This window comes from Heliomicrobium sulfidophilum (genome assembly GCF_057715735.1).
On the sequence record NZ_JBVTZZ010000005.1, the window covers coordinates 1,235,544 to 1,258,961 of the forward strand.

General features: G+C 58.7%; 23 protein-coding genes, 1 tRNA gene and 1 other RNA gene. 6 read left to right on the top strand and 19 right to left on the bottom strand.

Translation table 11 applies throughout. The features are described 5' to 3' along the window. Positions 1-8: 8 nt before the first annotated feature. The 6 genes from AC0CW1_RS11535 to AC0CW1_RS11560 all read right to left on the bottom strand — a co-directional run bounded on the left by AC0CW1_RS11535 (position 9) and on the right by AC0CW1_RS11560 (position 7,489). A complete protein-coding gene (locus AC0CW1_RS11535; RefSeq protein WP_488183193.1) occupies positions 9-1,400 on the bottom strand; it encodes a DnaD domain-containing protein in 1,392 nt (463 codons plus the stop codon). A 253-nt stretch (positions 1,401-1,653) separates the two neighbouring features. Beyond that, positions 1,654-2,130, bottom strand: a complete 477-nt coding sequence (locus tag AC0CW1_RS11540) for an RrF2 family transcriptional regulator (protein ID WP_488183194.1) — start codon at positions 2,128-2,130, stop codon at positions 1,654-1,656. A 222-nt stretch (positions 2,131-2,352) separates the two neighbouring features. Then, on the bottom strand, positions 2,353-4,791 hold the full coding sequence (locus AC0CW1_RS11545; protein WP_488183195.1) for a DEAD/DEAH box helicase: 2,439 nt from the start codon (positions 4,789-4,791) through the stop codon (positions 2,353-2,355). A 196-nt stretch (positions 4,792-4,987) separates the two neighbouring features. Then, on the bottom strand, positions 4,988-5,890 hold the full coding sequence (locus AC0CW1_RS11550; protein ID WP_488183196.1) for a TIGR03943 family putative permease subunit: 903 nt from the start codon (positions 5,888-5,890) through the stop codon (positions 4,988-4,990). Positions 5,891-5,902: 12 nt separating this feature from the next. Continuing rightward, a complete protein-coding gene (locus AC0CW1_RS11555; RefSeq protein WP_488183197.1) occupies positions 5,903-7,012 on the bottom strand; it encodes a permease in 1,110 nt (369 codons plus the stop codon). A gap of 99 nt (positions 7,013-7,111) precedes the next feature. Then, a complete protein-coding gene (locus AC0CW1_RS11560) occupies positions 7,112-7,489 on the bottom strand; it encodes an ArsR/SmtB family transcription factor (RefSeq protein WP_488183198.1) in 378 nt (125 codons plus the stop codon). 210 nt (positions 7,490-7,699) lie between these two features. Here AC0CW1_RS11560 and AC0CW1_RS11565 point away from each other — a divergent pair, with 210 nt between their 5' ends. From AC0CW1_RS11565 to AC0CW1_RS11585, 5 genes are all read left to right on the top strand, one after another. Continuing rightward, positions 7,700-8,197 carry a hypothetical protein gene (locus tag AC0CW1_RS11565; protein ID WP_488183199.1) on the top strand — a complete coding sequence of 166 codons (498 nt, stop codon included), beginning with the start codon at positions 7,700-7,702 and terminating at the stop codon, positions 8,195-8,197. A 273-nt stretch (positions 8,198-8,470) separates the two neighbouring features. Then, on the top strand, positions 8,471-10,192 hold the full coding sequence (acsA, locus tag AC0CW1_RS11570; protein WP_488183200.1) for an acetate--CoA ligase: 1,722 nt from the start codon (positions 8,471-8,473) through the stop codon (positions 10,190-10,192). 174 nt (positions 10,193-10,366) lie between these two features. Then, positions 10,367-11,797 (top strand): MFS transporter, encoded by a 1,431-nt coding sequence (locus AC0CW1_RS11575; protein WP_488183201.1) that lies wholly within the window; start codon positions 10,367-10,369, stop codon positions 11,795-11,797. Between the two features lie 78 nt (positions 11,798-11,875). Continuing rightward, complete coding sequence (locus AC0CW1_RS11580) at positions 11,876-12,046, top strand: hypothetical protein (RefSeq protein ID WP_488183202.1); 171 nt, start codon at positions 11,876-11,878, stop codon at positions 12,044-12,046. Between the two features lie 15 nt (positions 12,047-12,061). After that, complete coding sequence (locus AC0CW1_RS11585; protein ID WP_488183203.1) at positions 12,062-12,319, top strand: hypothetical protein; 258 nt, start codon at positions 12,062-12,064, stop codon at positions 12,317-12,319. Positions 12,320-12,449: 130 nt separating this feature from the next. On the opposite strand, the gene AC0CW1_RS11590 is transcribed toward AC0CW1_RS11585, so the two are convergent. From AC0CW1_RS11590 to AC0CW1_RS11640, 11 genes are all read right to left on the bottom strand, one after another. Then, entirely contained in the window at positions 12,450-12,908 is a 459-nt protein-coding gene (locus AC0CW1_RS11590; RefSeq protein WP_488183204.1) for a DUF441 domain-containing protein, read from the bottom strand. 35 nt (positions 12,909-12,943) lie between these two features. Then, complete coding sequence (locus AC0CW1_RS11595; protein ID WP_488183205.1) at positions 12,944-13,789, bottom strand: 2-phosphosulfolactate phosphatase; 846 nt, start codon at positions 13,787-13,789, stop codon at positions 12,944-12,946. A gap of 46 nt (positions 13,790-13,835) precedes the next feature. Then, complete coding sequence (gene comA, locus AC0CW1_RS11600; protein ID WP_488183207.1) at positions 13,836-14,672, bottom strand: phosphosulfolactate synthase; 837 nt, start codon at positions 14,670-14,672, stop codon at positions 13,836-13,838. A 296-nt stretch (positions 14,673-14,968) separates the two neighbouring features. Then, positions 14,969-15,304, bottom strand: a complete 336-nt coding sequence (locus AC0CW1_RS11605) for a hypothetical protein (protein ID WP_488183208.1) — start codon at positions 15,302-15,304, stop codon at positions 14,969-14,971. A gap of 102 nt (positions 15,305-15,406) precedes the next feature. After that, positions 15,407-15,664: a MoaD/ThiS family protein gene (locus tag AC0CW1_RS11610; RefSeq protein WP_488183209.1), complete on the bottom strand. Its 258-nt coding sequence runs from the start codon at positions 15,662-15,664 to the stop codon at positions 15,407-15,409. A gap of 231 nt (positions 15,665-15,895) precedes the next feature. After that, on the bottom strand, positions 15,896-16,306 hold the full coding sequence (locus AC0CW1_RS11615; RefSeq protein ID WP_488183210.1) for a hypothetical protein: 411 nt from the start codon (positions 16,304-16,306) through the stop codon (positions 15,896-15,898). Positions 16,307-16,413: 107 nt separating this feature from the next. Beyond that, complete coding sequence (locus AC0CW1_RS11620) at positions 16,414-17,562, bottom strand: GerAB/ArcD/ProY family transporter (protein ID WP_488183211.1); 1,149 nt, start codon at positions 17,560-17,562, stop codon at positions 16,414-16,416. Beyond that, on the bottom strand, positions 17,559-17,777 hold the full coding sequence (locus tag AC0CW1_RS11625; protein ID WP_488183212.1) for a hypothetical protein: 219 nt from the start codon (positions 17,775-17,777) through the stop codon (positions 17,559-17,561). The genes AC0CW1_RS11620 and AC0CW1_RS11625 overlap by 4 nt, the downstream gene beginning before the upstream one ends. A gap of 1 nt (position 17,778) precedes the next feature. Next, positions 17,779-18,948 carry a Ger(x)C family spore germination protein gene (locus tag AC0CW1_RS11630; protein ID WP_488183213.1) on the bottom strand — a complete coding sequence of 390 codons (1,170 nt, stop codon included), beginning with the start codon at positions 18,946-18,948 and terminating at the stop codon, positions 17,779-17,781. Then, the gene (locus AC0CW1_RS11635) at positions 18,945-20,504 is read right to left on the bottom strand and encodes a spore germination protein (protein WP_488183214.1); all 1,560 of its coding nucleotides are present in this window, start codon (positions 20,502-20,504) and stop codon (positions 18,945-18,947) included. Before AC0CW1_RS11635 ends, AC0CW1_RS11630 begins: the two co-directional genes overlap by 4 nt. A 208-nt stretch (positions 20,505-20,712) precedes the next feature. Further along, positions 20,713-20,810: transfer RNA gene (locus AC0CW1_RS11640), tRNA-Sec, on the bottom strand. Between the two features lie 327 nt (positions 20,811-21,137). On the opposite strand from AC0CW1_RS11640, the gene ssrS reads away from it, so the two are divergent. Continuing rightward, a non-coding RNA gene (gene ssrS / locus AC0CW1_RS11645) (6S RNA) lies at positions 21,138-21,318 on the top strand. A gap of 91 nt (positions 21,319-21,409) precedes the next feature. On the opposite strand, the gene spoIIR is transcribed toward ssrS, so the two are convergent. Together spoIIR and AC0CW1_RS11655 are read right to left on the bottom strand one after the other, a co-directional pair. Continuing rightward, on the bottom strand, positions 21,410-22,060 hold the full coding sequence (gene spoIIR / locus AC0CW1_RS11650; RefSeq protein WP_488183215.1) for a stage II sporulation protein R: 651 nt from the start codon (positions 22,058-22,060) through the stop codon (positions 21,410-21,412). A gap of 148 nt (positions 22,061-22,208) precedes the next feature. Then, positions 22,209-23,405: an ABC transporter substrate-binding protein gene (locus tag AC0CW1_RS11655; RefSeq protein ID WP_488183216.1), complete on the bottom strand. Its 1,197-nt coding sequence runs from the start codon at positions 23,403-23,405 to the stop codon at positions 22,209-22,211. Between the last annotated feature and the right edge of the window lie 13 nt (positions 23,406-23,418).

Sequence of the window (23,418 nt, forward strand, 5' to 3'; positions counted from 1 at the left end):
CGCCCCTCCTAGAGGTCTCGGAACTGTTCATAGGCCTTCGCTTCTTCCTCACTTTTGGGCACCACATTGACGCCGGCCTGGGGGCCCCGCTGGGATCCCGGTGAGGCATGGGGCGCCAACCCCGCTGGACGTCCCCCGGCGCCGCGCGAACGCTGCTGCCGGAAGCGCTCGATCTCCCGCTCGCCGTCTTCCACCGTACGCACGCCGGCCTCATGCCAGCGGGAAAGGACCTTGTCCACGTAGTTGATGCTCGGGTTGGACGCTCCCTTGTAGGCCTCCTGACAGGCGCGGATGATCACCTCGTGGGAAAAGCCCCAGCTTTGGGACCACTTCACATAGGTATCCCGGAAGATATCATTGATTTTATTGGGGCTGCCCAGTGTCAGCCACACCTCATAAACTTTTTCATCGAGGTAGGTCTTTTTGCCGAAAAACTCGGCCAGCTTGTCCCGGCCGGCGATCCCCCAGGCGGCGACCATCTCGGCCTGGCGGCGAAATTCCTGGATGGCGCGGATGCCGCCACGGGCCGCCGCTTCCAGGAATTCGATCAGAAACTGATCAGACCAGCGGTGGCGCATCTGGATCTTGCGGAGGTCGCGGGCCTCTTCCGGGTTCGCCGCCCCTCCCCGGAGTTGCTGCAGAAAATGCATGAGCGGGCCGTCATCCTCAACGGCGGAGGGGGGAAGATGGCTGCTTCGGGCTTGCTGTGTCGCTCCAACGGCGGCCCTAGGCGGATAGACGGTCTGCCGTTCCGTATGCAGTTTGATCGCGTCATCCAATTCCCGGCGCATGCTCTCCAGATCGGACCGCTCCTGATCCAACTGGCGCCGTCCCTCCTGAAGCTGCCGCTCTTCCTCGGCCAAGCGCATCTGCAACAGATGGAGCGACTGGTCCTTCTCCATCAGCGACAACTGCATCCGGCGAAGGTCGTCGTCACGGGCGGCCAGGCGCTCCTCCCGCTCCATGAGGGCCTTGCGCTCCTCGTCGATCTGCCGCCGTTCCAGCACCTGGCGGTTGCGCAGATCCTCCAGGCGGCGGATCTCCTCCTGGACCTCTTCCATGATCAACATGTACTGCCGGCTCACATCGATGTCCCCCAGCCGGCCTTTCAACAGCTTATCAAAAAGGGGTTCAAAAGACAGGAAGACGCGGTCCTCCTTGCATTGAACCTCCAGCAGTCCCATCTTCTTCAGCCGTGCGATCGAGTCGGCCACAGGGCGCGTCAGGCCGGAAGGGAGGATTCCCTCTGTGCCGGCCGACATGGCCCGCTCCTCGATAACGAGCAGTTCCTGGACCAAGTCGTTGCTCAGTTGCAGGTCCTCGCGCGAATGGTAGATCAGGTTATGTAAATGCAGCGCATTGTTCTCCCAGAGCTGGTGCATCCATCGGGCTAAGGTCACCGGCGCATTCCTCCTTATGGTATCCGGCGATATCATTGTAAACCGCATGCTGCTGGCTAGCAAAGGGTTTTCTTGGCCTGACGGGGTTGGTTATGAAGCCGGATCGAACATCGCCTCCCCCCATCCGGAGGCGCCGCCTGCCGACAATGCACCCGAATGGTCGCTCCATAGCGCATGAAAAAAGAGGAGCCATGCTCTCGGATTTGAGCATCGCTCCTCTCGTTTTTCCTGTTTACTATGCATATTTTAACATTTATTCCAGGCGCGGCGCGTGGCCGCCGGCGCCAGGCCCTGCCCCATCGATGCCGTTCTTTTCGCCGATGGCCCCTTTCGCCCTGACCAGGTCCGCAATCGTCGTGCCGGCGAGCACATCGAGCATAGCGCCCTGCGCCTTCGCCCAGACATGATGGAGAGGGCATCCCGCCTGGTTGGGGCAGGAGCCGACCCCTACCAGACAGCGATTGATGGCGATGGGACCCTCGACGACCTCGATCACCGCCTGCAAGGTGATCGTTTCCGCCGCTACAGCCAGGCGGACACCGCCGCCGGCGCCGCGCGTCGATTCGACCCAGCCGTGCCGGCTGAGGGCGGCCATGATCTGAGGCAGGAAATTCGTCGGAATCCCTTGCCGTTTGGCAATATCCCTGGATAGGGTGAACTCGCCGGGCGGCAACAGGGCCAGATCGAGCAGCGCGGCGATGGCATATTCGGCTTTGCGCGTGATTTCCACGGGAGCCCCCTAAAACATTAGCGTTATACTAATGTTATAGTACTCCCCGGCCGTCTACCCTGTCAACCGCCGAGGAATGAACAATACCACCTGGCGGGCGTCAACGCGCTACAATAAGGAAAGCAAAAGATATCCAAGCAAGGAGGGAACGGCTGTGATCCAACTGTTAAACGGTGACACCTTTGACAGGACTGTTGGCACTACCGATCATTGCCGCCGCCATTACAACCCGGCGACCACCTCCGGACGGGCCACCAGATCCTGAGCTCGTCCGACTTTTTTGCGCAACGCCTCGTCTTCCTCGACGGCCCGCGACAACTGGCGCAGCACATCCATGGTGCGGCGCGCCAAGGCGATGGCATCCCCTTCGGCCATATTGACGAGCGTCAGGTACTCCGTCCAGTTGGCCGTCTCGATGAGCGACTTAATCAGGTAGCAGCCCTCGGAACGGAAGTGGGGCTGGGGCAGTCCCGCCGGCACCAAGTCGCGAACGCGGAAAAAAACGTCCCGCGCTTTTTCCAGCCAGCCGCCCATGTTGCGGGAGGCGCCTGTCACATGGGGCTCAAAGCGGCTCTCCTCCTGGACGACGCCGCCGATCAGCGCCGCCAGTTGCGTTTCCGTTATATCATGGAAGAGGCCCTCAAAGAGCCACTCCGTCACCAGCAGTTCCTCCACATGGAGCTTGCCCAGCACGGCGCCGCGGGGCAGCAAAGACCCTTCTTCCGTCAGGTACTGCTTGTCCTTGAGGAAACGGACCATGCGTTCATACTCACGGCGGATCTTGTCGATCTGATCCTGAGCGCGGACCAACTGCGCCTCAGCGCTCTCCCAGGACTGATAAAAACCGGATGTTTCCCTGTTTCGCTTCTGGCAGCTCGCCTGGTCCTGACGGTGGCAGCGCATATGGGGCAATCCCGTCAGCCGCTGGCGCAACTCGCCATGACGCTGGGTCGCCTGTTCCAGGCGCGCCTTCAACCGATCGCTCTTCACCTTCTGCTGTTTCCAGGTCTTGATCCGTCGCTCCAGCGCCCGCATCTCCTTGTCGATGGTGTACCGCTGGGCGGGGCAAGCGTCCTTGCCGACGAGGTAGCAGCGGACCGACCCCAGGCTCGTCCGCAACCGCTCTAACCGCTTCTGGGCCTGGCGGATCTCGGCCGACTCCTGGTAAGCCTTGAAGTTGTTCGTCAGGATCTTGTCCACCTGTTCCTTCGAGTGGTGGGCGGCCAGGTTGACGACCGAATTGAAGGAGAGGGTGAAGCGCGACCGGATCGGCTCGGGCTGGCGCTCCGGCCAGTGAGGGAATCGCTCCCGCGAGTAGTTGTTGTAATCGACGCGGACGATGACAAGACCCTGCTCGTCCATGCCCCGGCGGCCGGCCCGCCCGGCCATCTGATGATACTCCGTCCCCGTCATGACGCGAAAGCTCTTCCCGTCAAACTTGGTCGTCGAGTCGATGCAGACAGTGCGCACGGGGTAGTTGATGCCAACGGCAAAGGTCTCCGTCGCGTAGAGCAGGCGGATGTGGCCGCGCCCAAACATCTCCTCAACGGCCTGTTTCACCACCGGCGGCAGGCCCGCATGGTGAAAGGCGATGCCCCGGCTGAGCATGTCCCGCATCGCTTCCCAGATCGTCGTCGCCGTCAGCCCCGGCAGGCGTTCCTCCACCTCGCGCAGGGAATTTTCGGCAGCCTCCCGCCCTTCTTCATCGAGGAAGGTGTGGCCATGCCAATCCCGGGCCGCTTGCTCGCAGCCGTTGCGACTGAAGAGAAAATAGAGCGCCGGCAGCAGTTCCATCGACGTGAGACAGCCCACGAGGCTGCGGTGGCTCGTCGCCGGCAACCCCCGATAAAAATTTTTAAAAGGCGAACGCCCTTCGCGCGCCTTCTGTTCCGCCAGATCCGCCGCCGGCTCGGAAAACGCCTCCCAGAGCCGAATGACCTCATTGGCCTCCAAAAGGCCCGTGTCGCGCTGGTAGTAGTTGTGCTCCAGCGGCACATGGCGGTGCAGGTAGCGCACGATGGGGACCGACCGGTCGTGGACATGGCTGAGCCAATCGGCGATCTCATGGATATTGGGCACCGTCGCCGAGAGCCCCAGCAGACGCACATGGGGCGGCAACAGGATCAGGCACTCCTCCCAGACGGCGCCCCGCTCGGGATCGTTCAGGTAATGGATCTCGTCGAAGACGACGTGGGACAGTTCGCCGGGGATGTCCTTCTCGATAAGCATGTTGCGGAAGATCTCTGTCGTCATGACCATGATGGGCGCATGGCGGTTGATCTGGTGATCGCCCGTCAGGAGGCCCACATTCCCCTCGCCATAGAGCCGGCAGTAGTCGCGAAACTTCTGATTGGATAGCGCCTTGATCGGCGCCGTGTAAAAGACGCGCCGCCCTTCCTGCATCGCCTTGTCGACGAGGTAGTCGGCGATCAGCGTCTTGCCATTGCCCGTATGGGCGGCCACCAGGCAGTCAAAACCGTCGTCGAGGGCGCGGATCGCCTCAACCTGAAAATCATCCAGCTTCAAGCCGCGCCAGATCGGATTCTCTGGATGAGACGCCGGCGGCTTGGGCAGTTTCTTCGGACGCAGGGTGCGTCGAAAGACGCGCAGATCCGCTGGTAGGGCATCCACAGGCAACAGTTCTCCCGTAGGAACGGTCATGCCTGGATCTTCCGCCCTTTTCTCGCGGACTCGCTCCGACGAAGCCGGAGCCGGGGGGCGGTTGCGTCGCTGCGATTGCTGCGATCGATTGGAAGGATGAAACCTTCGCAAATCTATGTCTCCTTTCGCCATGCCTTTCTGCCGGAATCTTTCGCCCCGGCGGCCTGTCTATCCTCTTTCTTCCTCCTTTTTCCCCTTATTCGGCATAAATATAGGGGTTGCGCGGCGGTGACTCGACGGTCATCCCTTTCAGCGAGACGGTCAGACCCCCCGGCGTGCCGGGACGGCGGGCTTTCTGCAACGCGCCAGTCCCTTTGACCCAGTCTCCCACCTTTATTTTGCCCTCTCCCTTCATCCATCTTTCCGTGTTCTCCACAGCCAGTCCCATGATCACCGTGTCAGCGACACAGCAGTTGACGACATAGCGCCCGATATACAACCCCTCCCCGCCGGCGGGGGAGTCGACGAGATAGCCGCTGATCTCGACGGGACGACCGACAAACTTGCCGGGATCCTGGTTGATCTCCAACAGGAGCGGCAGAAAATTTTTTTCATCAAAAACGACGGGCTCCGGCGTGGTCGGCGCGCTCCCCTCCCGGGACGCCGGCGCTTCATTCAGCTTCTCCGGCATTTCCTCCTCCGCGACCTGCCGTTGCCGCGCCCCGCCAAACCAACTTCGCTCGGAACTGTCAAAAGAGGCCAGCAGCTTGGAGAAAAAGCTGTCCGCTGCCGTCGCTTCCTCCGCCGGAGCATGGCGCAAGCTCTTATGAGCGGCGTAATCGCCGCCCAGCACCTGGGCGCCCGGCAACAGGGCGAAGAGCAAGGGCAACGTCAGCAGCCCGTAGCGCACCCCCGCGAACAGCGGCTGGGTGAGCCGGCGACGCGAAGGGAGGTCCCGCGCGGAAAAGAGGGCCTGACGTTCGCGGACGATGCGGCTAACCTGAAACAGGGCCAGCGCCGCCAGCGCCCAGCCGGACGCGGCAAGGGCGGGGACAAAGCGCGGGTGAATATACAGTTCCGCCCGTCCCGAGAAGACGATCCAGCCCGTCCAAAGGGCCAGCGCGACGAGGTATATCAGCTTTACGGCATTGACGCCCACGTCCATCCCCCTCTACATCGGTAAAAATCCCTGATTCGCCCCCCAGGCAAAGAGAAAGACCAGCGCCGGCAGCCAGATGAGCAGAAAGAGGACGAGGGCAGGCTTGAAGGTGCGGAAGAGCACCCAGGTGTTTTTCATGTCCAGCATCGGCCCGAGGACCATGAAGGCGAGGACCGAACCGCCGGTAAATCCCGGGGCCATGGCGCTAGCCAAAAAAGCGTCCGCATTGGAACAGACGGAGAGTCCGAAGGCGAGGGCCATCATGATCAGCGTCGACTGGCCGCTGTCTCTCGCCACCTCGGTCAGCCAATCGGGCTGCAACATCCCTTGCATGACGGCGGCGATCAGCGCGCCTGTCAAAAAGAAGGGACCCAGATCGAAAAACTCGTCCACCGCATGGTCAGCCGCTTCCCGCCACCGGCTCCACCCGAAGACGCCACCGGGTCGACGGGCAGCGCTGAACAAGTTGCCAAGGGCATGACCATGGCTGTGGCTGTGGTTATGGCTATGGCTGTGGCCGCAACTGGCCCCCACTGCCCCATGGCTGTGACACCCACACCCGCTACCGGAATCCTCTTCCCGTATCCCCTCGCCGCGCCAGAAGAGCAAGGCCATCCCCGTCAGCCAGGAGACCAACAGCACTCCGATCACCCGGCCGAAGAGCATCTCCTCATGGCCGCGAAAGGCCATGGCCGTCGAGGCGATGACGATCGGGTTGACGACAGGCGCCGCGAGCAGGAAGGCCATTCCGGCATAGAGGGGCATCCCCTTGCGCACCAGCCGCCGCACAACGGGGATGATGCCGCACTCGCAAAAGGGGAAGATGACGCCCATAAAAGAAGCCGCCAATATGGCTGCCCAGGGCTTCGACGGCAGCAGGCGCCGCAGTCCCTCGGGCGGGACAAAGACTTCCACCAGGGAAGAAACGATCACCCCCAACAGCAGAAAAGGCAACGCCTCCAGCAGGATCCCCAGGAAGAGGACAGGGACCGCGCCGCCTTCGGAACGGAAGGCCAGCCATGAGACCGCCACGATCAGCGCCAGCGCCGCCAATACCGCCCCCAGCCAAGCCTTTCCGACCGCCAGATGCCTCACCCGCATGACGAGAACCGTCATGCCCATCCCCCGCTTTCCTATAGTTTGTCCTTACATGGATACACAAAAAGCCCGGCAGCTAGACCAAAGGTCTGCCGCCGGGCCAAAGAAACGAATGTAGCTGCCTTACCGGTGACTCACATGCTCCAGCCCCTGGGCGAGCAAGCCCTTTACATGCTCGTCATCGAGGGAGTAGTAGACCATCTTGCCCTCTTTGCGATACTTAACGAGGCGCAAGCCCCGCAGCAACCGTAATTGGTGAGAAACCGCCGACTGGCTGATATCGAGCAGGCTGGCCAGATCGCAGACACAGAGCTCGCCAAAGGAAAGCGCGTGCAGCATGCGGCTGCGGCTCGGGTCGCCGAGGGCTTTGAACAGTTGCGCCAGATCCTGATAGGTGTCCATCGCCAGCAACCGCTCCCGCCGCCCCTCGACCCGATCGGCATGGACACAATACTCATCACAGCGATCAACCGCTGCGGCGACTCGCTCATCCACTGTCATTTCTCGTACACTCCATTTCGTCCCACCCGATCTGCTTCCCCGCTTCCGGTTTTTCGGTTTTTCAGAGATTGTCCAAACCTTCTTGATCCGGCGGTCCAATTCCTGCCGCCGCCCCTTGCGCTGGCAGGGTTTTCCCGTTGTGAATCGAATACACTAGCTACATCCATGCATGGTCAATTCAGCAAAAAAACCTTCAGAGGAGGGGCCGCCGTGACCACACCGGAAGCACTGTTGCTCGAAAACCACGAGCAAATCGTCGCTGAGATTGATACCCTCGACCAAAAATTGTCCAAAATCCACTGGGAGGAATCCACCCTCGAAACCCAAGAAACCTCCCTGTTGCAGCGGGTCATCGAAAACGTCCTGCCGGCACTGGAAAAAATCTACCGGAGCGGCATCAAGTTCCCCATCGCCGAAACGGGCCACATGTATCCGGAGATCGTCCTCATCTATGACGAAAAGAAGAAGGTCTTCTACACCCTGACCAAAAACGGCGAGATCATGGAGCGTGACTTCATCACCCCGTCGGACATCAACCTGCTGCCCACATGGGTCTTCGTCTCCAAGTATCCTCTAGAGCAGGTCATCGGCAACATCGCCGACGCCATCGACCGCTACCGGGCCTTCGTCATCGATGCAGAAGAGCGCCACGACCAGCGCAAGCAATTCCTAACGAAGATCCCGCAATTAAAAATCCCCAACTTATAAGGACTTCTTCCACAGCAAACGAAGGGGTTATCCACAATTATTGTGGATTTTTGCCACTTATCCACAGAGTTATCCACCGACTCCCCAATCTATCCCCATTGTTGACAGGAGTACAGACCGGACAACAACAACAGCACCCGGACAAACGCCGGGAAAAATCGGTGGCTTACATAAAAAAAGACTGTACGCCACCGATTTCTTTTGCTAAAATAAGTCCCATGAAAAATCTAAATTCTGAAAATTCCTAATTAACAGTCAATAGGAGGGTATGGCATGCACACCGAGCGTATCCCTGTCTTCCCCGGCGACCCGAACCTGAAATCCTATGAGGAGGCCCGCGCGACCTTTCGATGGGAAGACGTGGAGCGTGAGTTTTCCTGGCACAGCACCGGGAAAGTCAACATCGCCTATGAGGCGATCGACCGGAACGTGCTGGAGAAAGGCCTCGGCGAAAAAGTAGCGCTGTACTACTCCGACACCGTCCGCCAAGAAGCCGTCACCTACCGGCAAATGATGGAGCAATCGAACCGCTTCGCCAACGTGTTGCGCAAGCACGGCATCGGCAAAGGGGAACGGGTCTTTATCTTCATGCCCCGCAGCCCGGAACTGTACTGGTCTTTCCTGGGCATCATCAAGGTGGGCGGCATCGCCGGCCCCCTCTTTGAAGCCTTCATGGAAGGCGCCGTCCGTGACCGCCTGGCCGATGCCGAGGCCGTCGCCATCGTCACCACGCCAGCCTTGCGCAAGCGCATCCCTAAGGAGGAACTGCCCCACCTGAAGTACATCTTCATGGTCGACATCCCCGAAGGCGGGCTTGGCGAAGGCGAACTCGACTGGCACGCTGAGATGGCCGAAGCGTCGCCGGAAGGGGACATCGAATGGGGCGACCGGGAAGACCCCATGCTGCTGCTCTACACGTCGGGCTCGACAGGCAAGCCCAAAGGAGTGCTCCATGTCCACAACGGCATGATCCAGCACTACCAGACAGGCAAATGGATCCTGGACCTCCGTCCCGACGACATCTACTGGTGCACGGCCGACCCCGGCTGGGTCACTGGCATCTCCTACGGCGTTTGGGCGCCCTATTTGAACGGTGTCAGTTGCGTCGTCCGCGGCGGACGCTTCCGCCCTGACGACTGGTATAAAACCATCCAGGACTACAAGGTCAATGTCTGGTACAGCGCTCCCACGGCTTTCCGGATGCTTATGGGCGCCGGTGACGACATCGTCAAGCAATTCGACCTATCCTGCCTCCGACACGTCCTCTCCGTGGGCGAACCGCTCAACCCCGAAGTCGTCCGCTGGGGCCTCAAGGTCTTCGAGCGCCGCATCCACGACAACTGGTGGATGACGGAAACAGGCGGCCAGATCATCTCCAACTACCCCTGCATGGAGATCAAGCCCGGCTCCATGGGCAAGCCATTCCCCGGCATTCACGCTGCTATCATCGACGACAAGGGCAACGAACTGCCGCCCTTGCAGATGGGCAACCTGGCCGTGAAGGCGCCTTGGCCTTCGATGATGCGCAAGATTTGGAAAAACCCGGCCAAGTACAACGAGTACTTCAAGATCGAAGGCTGGTACCTCTCGGGCGACTCAGCCTACATGGACGAAGATGGCTACTTCTGGTTCCAGGGCCGCATCGACGACGTGATCAACACCTCTGGCGAACGGGTCGGTCCCTTCGAAGTCGAGTCCAAGCTGGTTGAGCACCCGGCGGTCGCCGAGGCCGGCGTCATCGGCAAGCCCGATCCAGTGCGCGGCGAGATCATCAAGGCCTTCATCGCCCTGCGAGAAGGCTACCAATGGACGGAGGAACTCAAAACCGAGATCATCGATTTCGTCAAAAAAGGCTTGGCCGCCCACGCGGCGCCCCGCGAGATCGAGGTCCGCGACAAACTGCCCAAGACCCGCTCCGGTAAAATCATGCGCCGCGTCCTCAAGGCCTGGGAACTGGGCCTGCCGACGGGCGATCTTTCCACCATGGAAGACTGATTCCCCCCCGATATTACCTCATCCTTGCTCCATTCCCCTTTGCGTCCCTCGGCTATTCGCGCCGGTGCGGGCGCATTTTTTTTTTTGCCAGCAATCCCCGTTCAACGGCCTCCCTCCGTCGGGAAACAATGAGACAAGAACGGGAACGTCCCGCGACAGGAGGACCATCTGATCATGGATAACCACCGTCATCAGACCCACTTCGAACCTGTGTCGACGAAAAAGGCTAAACAGAGCGGTGAATGGGCCGGCGTCATCGATCAACCAGCGCCTTCGGAGACGAACATCGCCGAATTTGCCGGAACCGAGTTCGCCAGCGAGTGGGCCGGCGCCCTCAATCCCGCCATTCCGGTGCTGCGAAAAGACGGGAAGACGATTGCCACCGGCGCGGCCAAAGCGAACAACTGGGTCCTCGCTGCCCTCGCCGGCGTCCCCCTGATCATGGTGCTCGGCAACTCCATGCTCATCCCCGCCTTTCCCCAGATCCGCGACGCCATGGGCATCAGCCAGTTTCAAGTCGGCCTCTTGATCACCTTCTTCTCCATACCGGCCGGTCTGGCCATCCCCTTCCTCGGTTTCTTGTCCGACCGCATCGGGCGAAAAAAGATCATGGTCCCCGCCCTGCTCCTCTACGGCCTCGGCGGCCTCATCTCCGGCCTTTCCCCCGTCCTGTTTCAGAACTCCTACGCCGTGATGCTGACGGGACGGATCGTCCAGGGCCTTGCCGCCGCTGGAACAGCGCCGATCGCCATGGCCCTGATCGGCGACCTCTACCAGAGCCAGTCGCGCAACAAGGCCCTGGGGGTGCTCGAGTCGACGAACGGTCTCGGCAAGGTGATCAGCCCGATTCTGGGCTCCCTGCTTGTCCTGCTCATCTGGTGGTCCCTCTTTTTCGTCTACGCCGCCCTCGCCGTTCCTGTCGCCCTGGCCATCGCCTTCCTGGTCAAAGAGAAACCGGTATCGGCCAACCAGGCTGGCAAGAGCTTTTCCGCCTACTTCTCCGGCGTCTCCGAACTGTTCCAGAAAAAGGCCGCCACCTTGCTGATCGCCTTTTTCGGCGGCATGCTCGCTCTCTTCACCCTCTTCGGCGTCCTCTCCTATCTCTCCGACGCCCTGGAAGCCACCTACGGCTTGACGGGCGTCCGCAAAGGGCTTGTCCTCGCCATCCCTGTCCTGGCCTCGGCGAGCACCGCCCTCGGCACCGGCTTCTTCCTGCAAAAACGGCCCCAGTACCTGAAGACGACCCTCTTGACCGGACTCGGGCTCTTCTCGGTATCGCTGATCTTATCGGCCTTGTTCAAGACGATCCCCGCCGTCCTCGCTCTCCTGGCCGTGCTCGGCCTGGGCACCGGCTTGACGCTCCCCAGCTTGAACACCATCGTCACCTCATCCGCCTCCGAAGAAAAGCGGGGCGCCATCACCGCCTTTTACGGCGGCGTCCGCTTCATCGGCGTCGCCCTCGGCCCACCAGTCTTCAGCCTGCTGGAAAAAGGCGGCCCCTGGGCGCTCTACGGCCCCTGGGCCGTTGCCGGGGCAGCCACGTTGCTGCTCGCCTGGTTTTTCCTGAAAACGCCGAAAAGCGCGGCAACAGGCACGGCGAGTTAACCGGCAGGACTTCGCCTCCATGGCTTGCGAAGAGCCTTCCTTCAAATCAAGTTTGACGCCAACAGAGGAGGTACACCCATGCACTACCGCTATCGCCGCACTCCCGCCAGCCAACGCCGCTGGATGAAAGTCATGCCCTACATGATCGCCGGATGGCTGGGTCTCGTCATCTGGTACATCAATCAAGTCAACCAGATGACGGAAGCTGTCACCGATATCCGCGACGCCTTGCGGCTCCGCCGTCGCTAGAGGGGAGGAACAGCCTTGCCATACATGATGGGACCTGGGATGAACATGATGATGATCGCCGGACTCATTCACATCGCCTTGCTTGTCTGGTTTGTCTTCACCCTGACCTCCATCCGCCAGGACCTGCGCGAGCTTGTCAACCTGAACAAGTACCGCCATCACCAGCCTTTAAACGTATACCACGCCCCGCCGTCGCCTCCCGCTTCTCCGGTGTCCCCTAGTCCCCACCCGGCCCTCCGGCCCGACGACAGGATCAACCAAAGAGACGAGTAATCGCTGACAGCCGCTTGTGGATAACCCCGCAAGCGGCTGCCGCACTTCTGGCCCTCGCATTGCCCGGCCGCCGTGCTGCCTGGCTGCTACATGGCCTGGTCGCCCCGCATGGCCAGGTTGCCGCCCCCGGTCATTTGCTCAACCACCAGTAGATCTGCAAAAAGAGCGCCGTCAATCCGCCGGCCATCAAGGGCCCCACAGGGACGCCGCCGAAGAGCACAATCCCCACCAGCGACCCCACGATCATGCCCACAATAATCTGGGGCTCCCCGGACAAGAGGTGAATCCCCTGTTTGTTCAGGTGAGTGGCCAGAACGCCGCCGACCAGGGCGATGATCCCCGGCAAGGAGGCGAAGGAAAAGAAGACCTCCCGCATCCCCACTTTGCCTGTGGCGAAAGGCGCCAGCATGGCCAGAGTGAGCATGATGAGGCCCATGTCCACGCCGTTCTGCTCAATCCATTCCAGCAGACCGCCCCAGCCCAGATAGCTCAGCACCAGGATGGTAGCGGCGGCCATGACGGTCATGGGGGAACGGGCGATAACACCCAAAGCCAATATGATGATCAGCAGCACAGTCCCGCCACGCAAGGGCAACTCCTCCTGCGGGTAATCTGCTACTGATCTTATGCTCTCCCTTGGGTTCCATGCCATGAACTGCCACGACTGCCGTTGTTCTCCTGAGCCTGCGCCCGTTCCGGCGGCGGTAGCAAGCAGACGCGGGCTGCCGCCTGATGAGCCAGAACAGGAAACCGATCTTCCTGTAAGCAGTAGAAAAGATCCTCTTCGTCACCCATCTCGGCCAGCCGACGGCCATGGGCGGTCTGGGCCATGAGCGGCCTCAACTGGTGCTGATTCGTTTGGAACAACTGAAAGGCGGCGATGGCCAGTTCATTGACGACTGCCGGACAGCTCTCCCAGATGTGGCCGACGATCTTTCCGGCCGTGATGATATCTTCCAGCGCAAAGTGGCCTTGCGTCCCCGCACAGAGAATGACCAAGTCATCCGGTTCGTCCTGGATGATCCGGTTGGCCACCGTCTCGCCGTTCAGCAGGGAACCCACAAGGACCTGGGCGGCCTTTTGCGCTTTTTGCAGGGCCACCGTGCCGTTCGTAGTGACCAGAAAGAGCGACTTTCCGGCCACCACCTCCGTCGTATATTCCCGGGGCGAGTTGCCCAGGAAGACCCCGGGGAGCGGTCGCCCCTGCCCTTCTCCCCCCAGCAACACCTTGTCGGGGTCCCAACTGGACGACAGCACCCTCGCTTCATTGACGTTGGCCACCGGGAAGACCTGCTTGCAGCCGTTGGCCAGGGCGGTGACGATGGTGGAGGTGGCCCGCAAGGTGTCAATGACCACAACATACCGTCCTTCCAAGTCGTCACGGGTGACGTTCTGATGGGTGGCGATCACCTCGACATACAAGCAGCTTCCCCTCCGGTTCCCCCGTCCCGTTCCAAAGGTGCTGGTCAATCCGCTTTTGCTTCCCTTGCCCGGCGCTCACCGTACACTCCGCATATCAACTGCTCGTGCTGTCCGCACTCACTTCCTGCCGCACTCGCTCCTCGATGGCGATCGAGAGCGTGTCAGAGCGCAGGCCGCGCCGCAGCGACTCGAGGGCGATCACCTCGTTGACAGGGATATTGCCCAGGTTCACATTGACGCCGAAGCGCCCAATCAAGGCCTGCTGCTGGTCCTTCAGCGGCGCTTCCCACATCAGCGCATCCACATTGACCACAGCGTCCACCATCGTCTCCAGATCGTCATCCTTGATCTCGCCCTTGTTGTCGTAGAAGTTGACTCCTTTGCCCGATTCGCGCCCCTCCACGATGACATAAGAGGCCCCTTCGGCCAGATCCTCCCCGATTTGGCGGATGATCGCCGGCAAGGGGAGCCTTTTGCAGGGATCTTTTTTGCCGACCTCCGTCAACACACGGAAGCCCATGGCCATCGATTTCCGGATCAGGGCGCGCCGTTCCTGGGGGGTTATGTTGATGGTCCCGTCGGAAATCTCAACCCAGCGGATATCGATGTCCTTCAGTCCGGCCAGCAACTCGTCATAGCCCCCCTGCCAGTAGGCGATTTCGCCGAGCGTCCCTCCCACATAGACCTCCACGCCGTAACGCCGGGCCAGGTTCACCTTCTGTTCTAAAATCTCCGGGCGGTAGAGGGCGGCTGACCCGAAACCGAGCTTGATAAAATCGATATGATCGGCGGCCATTTCGAGCAGGTCATGAAAGGAAACCAGCCCGATCCCCTTGTCAAAGACCATGGTCATGCCCTGGGTGCGTGGCTTTTCATTCCGGAAGCCGGACGGCCATGATACAGGCGGAAACCAGAGCCGCTTGTTGGTCATATGCTCACCTTCCATGAGTTCTATCTCACCATAGCGTATGATCATCTCCCAGGAAGGTTTGTGCCGAACTTCAGATTTGCGTAAAAAAAACGAAGCCGACGCGCCAGCTTCGAAAAGGTCACTAATCACCCTTTTTTACAAAAGCATGTTTACGATATCATCACCGTCATTGGTCACAAAAACTGGACGGCGAAGGCGCTCTTGCTCAATCCATCAAAGGCCTGTTCCTGAAAAACTTCGTGTTCGGCCAGGCTCTCCTCGTATGGTGTCTTTTAGATGAAGCCTCATTTGTCCTTTCAGTGGAGCGGAAACAAGAACGCCTTGAACCTCGGGTTGTAAAGGAGGCGAATGGTCGAATCCTGCCTGTAGCCCTCGTGAAAGACCGAGGTAACGAACTTGGTCTTTCCCGCCGTCAAGGACAAGTTCAGATCGATGAAGGCATGAATCAACTCGCCCATGCACAGTTCTGGATCGTCTTCCTCATCCAGTTCCTCCACCTGAACGATGATCCCCGGTGTTTCGGACCGGATGTTCCCTAAGGCGTCGCGAAGCACCTGCTGATCCTCTTCAGACAGGGCCTTGATGGCTTCGAGTACCTGCCGCAACCGCAACTGATCCGGCATTTCTCCCACGATCCGTCTCCCCTTTCTGTTGTTGGCATCAAGATGCAAAACGCCACAGCACATGGTTACATGATACTGTGGCGTTTTATTCGCAAGGCGGTGATTCGGATGTCAACCCCCACCGACAGGAGGAAAGAGGGACAGGGTATCTCCGTCAGAAAGGACATGATCGATCTCTTTGGAATGACCATTGACCATGCAGATGGCCACTTCTTTCTCCGGAATGGCCAGCGCGCGCAGAGCGTCGCGGACCGCCGATCCGGCGGGAAACGCCACATGGCGTGTAGGAAAGCGGTTCACCCGGAAGGTGGCGAACAGTTTGACAAAGACGGTGATGGTGTTTGTTGCTTCCGCCTGATGTTCGCTCATATCCACACTCCTGGTTCAATCAGACTGTCCCTCACGTTTTTCAACAGGCAATCCCTACTCAAAGTCTATCGGCTCACCCAACAAAGCGCAACATGTAAAAACCATTGACAAAACATTCACAGAAATCCCAATTCCCTGCCTATGGCGTTGACAGGCTTTCCACCAGGTACGTATCTCGAAACTTCCCATTTCCCCTGCGAAAAGCCCGATTTACCCCGCGGGATACCGACGTTACCCTGCACAGTAAATGCGGTTCAATCGCTCGGCCAAGCCCGCGCTGATCCCTTGGGCCGAGTGGGCCAATTCCCGCTTGGCCATGACCACATCGAGGTTGAGGCCGTGAAGGTCGTCGTTGCGTTGCTGCAAATCCTCCAGCAACAACTTGACGGCCGGTTTGTCGATGGGCCCTTCCCGAAAGGGCGTCAACGCCTGGATGGCTTGACGCTGCCGACGGTTGGTCCATTCCAGATAGGCCACCCGTGCCGACAAGCCGAAGACAAGGGTACCCTCGATTAAACTCCACCCGTACTGATCCAGGCCGAGCACTGCTTCTCCCTGCAAAGACAGGACCAGGGGAACGAGTACGATTGCGACGCCAATCATCGCCCCAGCGATGATCCCATTGGCCCAACGCTTGTTCATGCCGCCGATTTCCCTTCCTGTATTTCCTCTATCACTAATCCAAAAACGTATTTTGCCCGACTATCCTCATTGTAACGAAAGGAAAGGGATCGCGCCAGTCGTTCCACTCATCCCGTTTTTGCTTCGTCTCCCTTAACCTCTGAGCGCGCCTTGATTTCGGCGACAATCCAAATCAAGAGTGGAAGAATTACCTGGAAGGGAAAGGCGTAGTAAGGATAGATCTCGTCGGCCCAGCGGGCCATCTGCTTCGTGCTGCTGTATATGTTCGACGCGAACAGGAGCGACAAAAAGCCGATGGGCGTCACCAAAAACCGGTATTCCGTGAACCCAAAGACATGACTAAGGCCTCGGCAGGCCGCCAGCAGACATAGGGAGATTTTAACAAAGCCGGCAAAAATATTGATCACAAAGATCACGACTTCCAACCGTTGCAAGAAATCGCCGATGCTGATTTCTTGCACCGCCAGATAACCGGGAAAGTAGTAGGATGCGTACCGTTCCGGCCCGATGACGGCCATCACGGCGGTGATGCTGGTAATGACTGCGAAGAAACCCAACAGCAGCCCCACCATATACTGCCTCATGGCGGGCGACTGCTTAGTAGACGGCATCAGCAACAGAAACAGCACGATTTCCGCAAAGGGAAAGCTGAACAGATCAATCGCCGCTTGGAGGATTTTTTCGAAATTTTTATACAGGATGGGATACATGCGTAGAACTTCGAACTGCGGCGACAGAAAAAAGAAGGTAAACATTGCAGCCATGATAATCCAAGGCAGGTAGATTTCCCCGGCGCGCGCAATGACCTCAATGCCTTCTTTGACGGCCCAGATGGCAAGCAAGGCGATAAAGAGCATGATGGCTAGCTTTGGTGTCTCCGGGATCGCCACCACATTGATGAATTCTCCAAAATTAATGAGCACCAGACCGGACAGGGTAAAGGCGTAGAAGGCATAAACAAGGATGAGCGCCTTGCCGACGATATTTCCAAACAGGCGCGTAGTGATTTCGATGAGGTCCATCCCAGGGTTGAGCGATAAGATACGCCCATAGACGGCGACCATGGGGGCGGCGAATAAGAGGGCCAGCAAGGCGGCCATCCACACATCCTGCTTGGCTTTCGCCCCAATCGGCAAAATCAAGCTGCTGCCGATGATGAATAGGGCGATCAGGTAGATGCCTTGCTTGTACGAAACTCGCTCCTTGCCCTTCCCCCTGCTCTGTCCATTCCCCTGGCCATTACCCCGGCCCGTCATTGATACCCCACCAGCGGTGTCAGCCCAAACCAGTATTCCAGATAATCAGCGATGCTGGGCGATGACTCCTGAAGGCCCATCAGCGCCATCACCATAAGGCCAGGGAATAGGAAAGCCAGGTAGACAGCCAGTTCCTTCCCCCGTTTTGACCGGTAGAGGTACACGCCGTCCATCACCCCCAAGAGGAGGAAGACGGCCAGGACAAACAAACGCAATTTACTCACCGACTTTTGTAGGTTCTGACGAGAGCGCGCTGCCTTTGATCTTGAAGTTGACGACCGTCCGGACTTCCAGGTCCGGGAAGACATGCTCCCACCCTATCTGCTCGATCGCTTCCCAAAGATCCGGTCGTTGATGATAGATCATCTGTCCAAAGCCGAAAACATCGGTTTGATATTTTTCCTGAACCTCACGGATCGTCTTTCGAAGCTGGGCAGCCAGTTGTTGGTTCGCTCTTTCCGTCAACTCTTCTTTTTTTTCTAAGTCGATCACATCTTTTTCCGTCGAAATCTCGGCGATATCAGCCAAGGGTTCCACGACGAGTTCAATCACGGGGCGACTGCCTTCCCTATACAATGTTCGCTTCGTGTGACTCCGGTAGATTTCTAGGCTGACCTGTGTTTTCGGTTTTTCCGTACTGACGGCAATCAAACTTCCCTTATGCATCCGGTCTCGAATAAAGAGCAGGCTTCGCGTCGCTTCACCGTCTAGGTACCCGACCAGACGCTCTCCCTGAAACAAGGCCGTTCCCCGGATCTCGGGAATCCTTTCACCAGCATTCTCCTCTGTTTGCACGTAAGGGACGGTCGCCCCGATTCCCGGCGATTCCATGTCTTCCACAAAATCACCAACGGTGGTGGATAACAGCTTTCCTGAGTCGCCATATCTCCGGAAGGTCTCGTCAAGTTGCATGGACACCGTGTCAAAGAGTTTTGATTTGGTCTTCAATATGTCGCTTGCTTTTTCACCCTGAGTGACAAGCATCCATGTCTGCGAACGAACCTCGGCGTCGCGGTTGATCCAGTCGACGATCTGGACCATGCCCTCTCTCGCCATCTCCTCGCTGACGATGAATGCCTTGGCATGACTCCAATACAGTCTTTTCCCTGTCATGGCGATCATATTTCTGACCGCTTCAAAAAGGGTCCTTCCCGAGCTTTCATAGCGTTGCGGACGGATCCCCAGACTGCCGCCGCTTTCGTCTTTTTCCCCGCTTTTTGTGCTCATCAGTTCCACCGTCAACTGAACGCGGTCATCTTGTTTATCGAAAGCGGCGCCGACAACGACGGCCAGATCGCGGATCTCCCGGTAGTTCCAGCACCCGGGCAGCGGCAGGATGGATAAAAAACAAGCGCCGAGAAAAAAGATGCGTAGACACGATCTCATGGCTTCGGTCTCCCCGGCTCGGCCAGACGCCGGTCATTGCCGGTCAAAAGCCGCGGGCGGTAAGTCATCCACCACCAGGGCGCGCGAATGGCCGTGTCTTTCAGATCTTGCAAGCGGATGGAGGTGATGCTGGCCAAGTAGTTGACGCCGAAACTGCGCATGCCGGCGAGGTGAATGGTCACGGCGATGACGGCGAAGATGTAACCGAAGAAGCCCAGGATGGATGAAGCGATCAAGAAAAACAGGCTGAGCAAAAAGGCGACGCCAGGCATCTCGGGGACCATAAAGCTCGTGATCCCCGTCAGCGCCGCGACAATGACCATGGGGGCGCTGATGATCTTGGCAGTGACGGCCGCCTCACCCAGGATTAAGGCCCCGACGATGCTGACAGCCTGTCCGATCGGCGAGGGCAACCGGACCCCCGCCTCCCGCAAGATCTGAAAGGCGGTGATCATCAACAGCGCCTCGACCACCGTCGGAAAGGGCACACCTTCCTTGGCGGCGGAGATGCTGAACAACAACCGGGTCGGGATCATCTCCTGGTGAAAGTTGACCAAGGCCACAAATATGGCCGGCGTGCTCGTCGTCAAGAAAAAGCTCAGGTAGCGCAGCAACCGGTTGACGGTGCTGTAAAAATAATTGTCGTAGTAATCTTTGTTCGCCTGAAAGTATTCCAAAAAGAGGTAGGGAAGGGTGATGACGAAGGGGGAACCGTCGACGACGATGAGAATTCTGCCTTCCAGCAGTTTTCCCACCGCCGTGTCAGGGCGTTCGGTGGTACCGATTGTCTCAAAAGGGGAGAGCGGGGAATCACGGATCAACTCGATGATGTACTCCGGCTCCAAGATGCCGTCCAGTTGCACCTGATCGAGGCGGCGTAGGAGTTCTTCCAAGAATTCCTTTCGGCTCACACCCTCCAGATAGACGATGCAGATCTTCGTCTTCGTGCGCCTTCCGATCTCGCGGTAGACCATCTTCAAGTCTGGGTTGGTCACTTTGCGGCGAATCATGGTCAGATTGGTCACGATGTTTTCGATGAACCCTTCCCGGGGCCCCCTAACGACCCGTTCGGTTTCGGGTTCGCTGATGGCGCGCTTCTCCCACCCCTTGGCCTCGATCAGGATGACGGCGTCTGCGCCGTCGACGATTAGAAGCACATTGCCATACAACAGCGCCTGGACGGCTGGGTTCACCTTCGTCTCGGTGGTCACATTGCCGGCGCTGACGATTCTTTTCACGAACAGGGACAGCAGTTCATCCTCCGGCGCCTGGGGCCATCGAAAATCCTGCAAGCGCGCCAGCACATTCTCATGGAGCAGGTCGCTGTCCACCATCCCGTCCACATAGACGACACAGCCGCGATGATCATCTTGCGCGCCAAAGGTCAGTTGGCGGTAGATGATCAAGTCATCGTTGGCGAGAATTTGTTTTACCGTCTGGAGGTTGTCATCATAGGAGCGGCTGAATGCGTCCGGTACAGGCGCTCGACCGGTGGTTTGACCATCGGGATGTTTGCCCAAAGACCGTCTTAGTCTCACCTTTCCCCTGTTGCCCACCAGACGCCCCCCTTTCCCCCGCTAGTGTGCCCCCTAGGAGTGACTTTACTACCGCGCACCTAAGCACGATAGAACCGGCACTGTCGATTCTATAAGAAGACCTCCAATCCACAGGGCAGCGTCAAAAAAAGAAAGCATGGTCTTGCCTTTCGAGCAAAACTATGCTTTCCGTCACATGCGTCCATTCATGACAACGAGGTCAATTTATTGGCGGGAGTGGGTAGGAATCGAACCTACCGCGCCCGGGTTGGCCGCGCGCCACGTGGGTTTGAAGCCCAGGGAGGACACCAGTCCCCATTCACCCCCGAAAATAAAGGGGTAACTGCTTGTTGTACTTGTTTACCCAACCTTGACTAATATCCCCTCTTTGCCTTGGAAAATGCCTAGTCCAGTGAGTTTTACCATCCTAACCATAACCCAAAATCAAAAGAAATACAATCCTTTCAACCTAGAGGATAACCTCAATCATAAAGACGGAAACAAGGCAAGCAATGAAACAACCATCAACATTAAAGGAATTCATCGAACCTATCGCCTCCACGGTGATTCTTTATTATATTGAGATTTCCATCGACATCCTAGTGACAATCGTCGCCCTTTTGGGTAGAATACAATTTGCCGGAACGGTTCCGGCGACACCTGCTGGGTGCGTTGCCGATTAATGTTTTCAATCGATAAGTTTTACATTACGGGAGCTGGTCATGTCAGTCGCTGTCAAGCCCGCTGAGACGGGAAGGCAAACGCTGGCGGCGAGGCGCCCACTTGCGAGTGCAAGGTTGGAAAACGTGTCGGTGACGGCTTTGGTGGGTCTACATATTAATCGAATGTTCACATGATGACCAACGGAATCACATTAAAAGTGTGATTAACGGTCAAAAGAAAACCCTGAAGCGATTTTGTTCGCTTCAGGGTTTTTCTATGCCTGTGACCATATCCCAGAGTTTGGAGCGGACTTCGACGGCAGGTTCTCCTCCTTCTGTCTGAACCTGGGTGTTGAGCGATTCCAGCGAAGTGAAGGCCGGTGCAGTCGAAGCTGTGTTCTCTGTGGCGACAGCGCCGGTGCGGTCGCTCAGGCAAAGGGGCGGATAGAGGACACACCACCAGTTGGCGCCTTCCCCTTTGCCGATGACCACCCGGAGGGCCTCATACTCCCCGGCGGGGGCTTTCAGATGACCGTACACCTTCGCCGGGAAATGGAAGCGGCCTACTGCGGGTTGGACGGAGTAGTCATAGCCGGCTTGCCCGATGACCGATTCGGCGCGGCTGCGGATCTCGTCCAGGTGTTCCTCGACCCGTTCTCGCGATTCTTCAATAGAGTGGCAATCTGCTAACAGGGGGTCCACATAGGCCAAGATCTCGTCACGGACTTTCAGTTTGAGCGCCTGGTCTGCCGGGTCGTCTGAAGGGGCGACCACGTGCAGGCGCAACAGCGGCAGCGGCGAAGCTTCACGGGCCTCCAAGTGCGGTAGATAGAAGGCCACTCCGCCACAACATGCCAACAGAAGGGTGAAAAGGGTCAGGAGCCGGAAGGCAGGAGAAAAGGGCCTTCGAGCCAAGCGGTTCTCCTCCTTCATGGAATGGTTCCATCCAGGAGGTAGTCTTGCCGGTTCGCGCCCTCCGGTAAACATCAACATTTACTTTTTCAATCGCAGAGTCTTCTTCGACGAATTCCTTCTAGCCCTTTTCTTCATTGACCTTGTCTCTTCACTGCCCCGCCGGGATCACTTCGACGAGCCGCAATTCCGGTTCTGTCTCCATGATCGCCATGGGCCGCAAGGCGTGGCGGTCTTTGTTGATCTGCATCCGGCCGCCGGCGACCGGCCATCCGGCGCCGGCCATCTGCTGGACCAGCGCATCCGGGTTGGCGCGGACCTCGGGGGCGCGCAAGCAGTTCAGGATCCCCTGCGTGGCCTCATAGGCCCAGAGCGCCATCGGCTGGGGCAGTTCGCCGTAGCGGCTCTGGTAGGCCTGGACAAAGTCCGCCGCTTCACCGGTCGGAATGAAGTTGGGCGTTGTATAGTAGAGACGCCATTGCCGGGCTTCTTTTTCTTTGTCGGCATTTTCTCTGCCAGCATTCTCTTTGCCGGCGATCTCCTTGGCCACCGACTCCATGCCGTCGCCGCCGATGATCGGCGTCTTCAGGCCTTTTTGACGGGCCTGCTGCAAAAAGGCCTTCCCTTCCTTCGCATAGCCCGGCAGGTAGATCACCTCGGGGGCGGCCTGGGACAACTGGTTCAAGAGGGCGCTGAAATCCTGCTGTCCCCGCTGATAGGTCAAGCTTTTGACGATCTTGCCCCCTTTGGCTTCATAGGTCTCCCGGAAGGCCTTGCCAAGGTACTGGGCGTAGGCGCTCTTTTCCTCCACCACAAGGGCCGCCTGTTTGCTCCAGACGCGCGATGCGTACTGGGCCGCTGCTGCTCCTTGCTGGCGGTCGTCATAGCTCCCCTGGAGCACCTTGTCACCCAGGCTGGGCACTGAAGGGGCTGTAGCCAGGCTGATCAGGGGCACTGGCAAGCCCGCTTTGACGAGCGCCTCCACCTTGGAGGGCGTCACCGGTCCGATGACCGCGGCGACACCGTTTTTTTGCGCCTGCTCAGAAAGGCCCGTCAAGCCGGTTGCGTCGCTGGCATCCGCGGAAATGGTCTGGACAGGATGCCCTTCGATGCCCCCCTGGCGGTTCGCCTCATCGACGGCCATCTGAATCCCTTTGAAGGCTGCCTGTCCCCAAGGGCCGACGGGACCAGACAGTTCAACCGCCACCGCCAGGACAATCGGCGATGACCCTGTTTTCGCCGTGGCCAGGGCGGTCATCGTTTTGAGCCAACCGACATAGACAAGGCCGGGGATGAGGAAGAGGAGTCCAAAGATGGTGATGAGCGACCGGCGCGATAAAAAAAGCACGGGACAACCCTCC

Excerpts from the sequence above, each read along its gene's own strand:
- AC0CW1_RS11545 (WP_488183195.1), bottom strand. The coding sequence starts at position 4,791 with ATGACCGTTCCTACGGGAGAACTGTTGCCTGTGGATGCCCTACCAGCG.
- AC0CW1_RS11555 (WP_488183197.1), bottom strand. The coding sequence starts at position 7,012 with ATGGGCATGACGGTTCTCGTCATGCGGGTGAGGCATCTGGCGGTCGGA.
- AC0CW1_RS11560 (WP_488183198.1), bottom strand. The coding sequence starts at position 7,489 with ATGACAGTGGATGAGCGAGTCGCCGCAGCGGTTGATCGCTGTGATGAG.
- acsA (WP_488183200.1), top strand. The coding sequence starts at position 8,471 with ATGCACACCGAGCGTATCCCTGTCTTCCCCGGCGACCCGAACCTGAAA.
- AC0CW1_RS11575 (WP_488183201.1), top strand. The coding sequence starts at position 10,367 with ATGGATAACCACCGTCATCAGACCCACTTCGAACCTGTGTCGACGAAA.
- AC0CW1_RS11580 (WP_488183202.1), top strand. The coding sequence starts at position 11,876 with ATGCACTACCGCTATCGCCGCACTCCCGCCAGCCAACGCCGCTGGATG.
- comA (WP_488183207.1), bottom strand. The coding sequence starts at position 14,672 with ATGACCAACAAGCGGCTCTGGTTTCCGCCTGTATCATGGCCGTCCGGC.
- AC0CW1_RS11610 (WP_488183209.1), bottom strand. The coding sequence starts at position 15,664 with ATGAGCGAACATCAGGCGGAAGCAACAAACACCATCACCGTCTTTGTC.
- AC0CW1_RS11615 (WP_488183210.1), bottom strand. The coding sequence starts at position 16,306 with ATGAACAAGCGTTGGGCCAATGGGATCATCGCTGGGGCGATGATTGGC.
- AC0CW1_RS11620 (WP_488183211.1), bottom strand. The coding sequence starts at position 17,562 with ATGACGGGCCGGGGTAATGGCCAGGGGAATGGACAGAGCAGGGGGAAG.
- AC0CW1_RS11630 (WP_488183213.1), bottom strand. The coding sequence starts at position 18,948 with ATGAGATCGTGTCTACGCATCTTTTTTCTCGGCGCTTGTTTTTTATCC.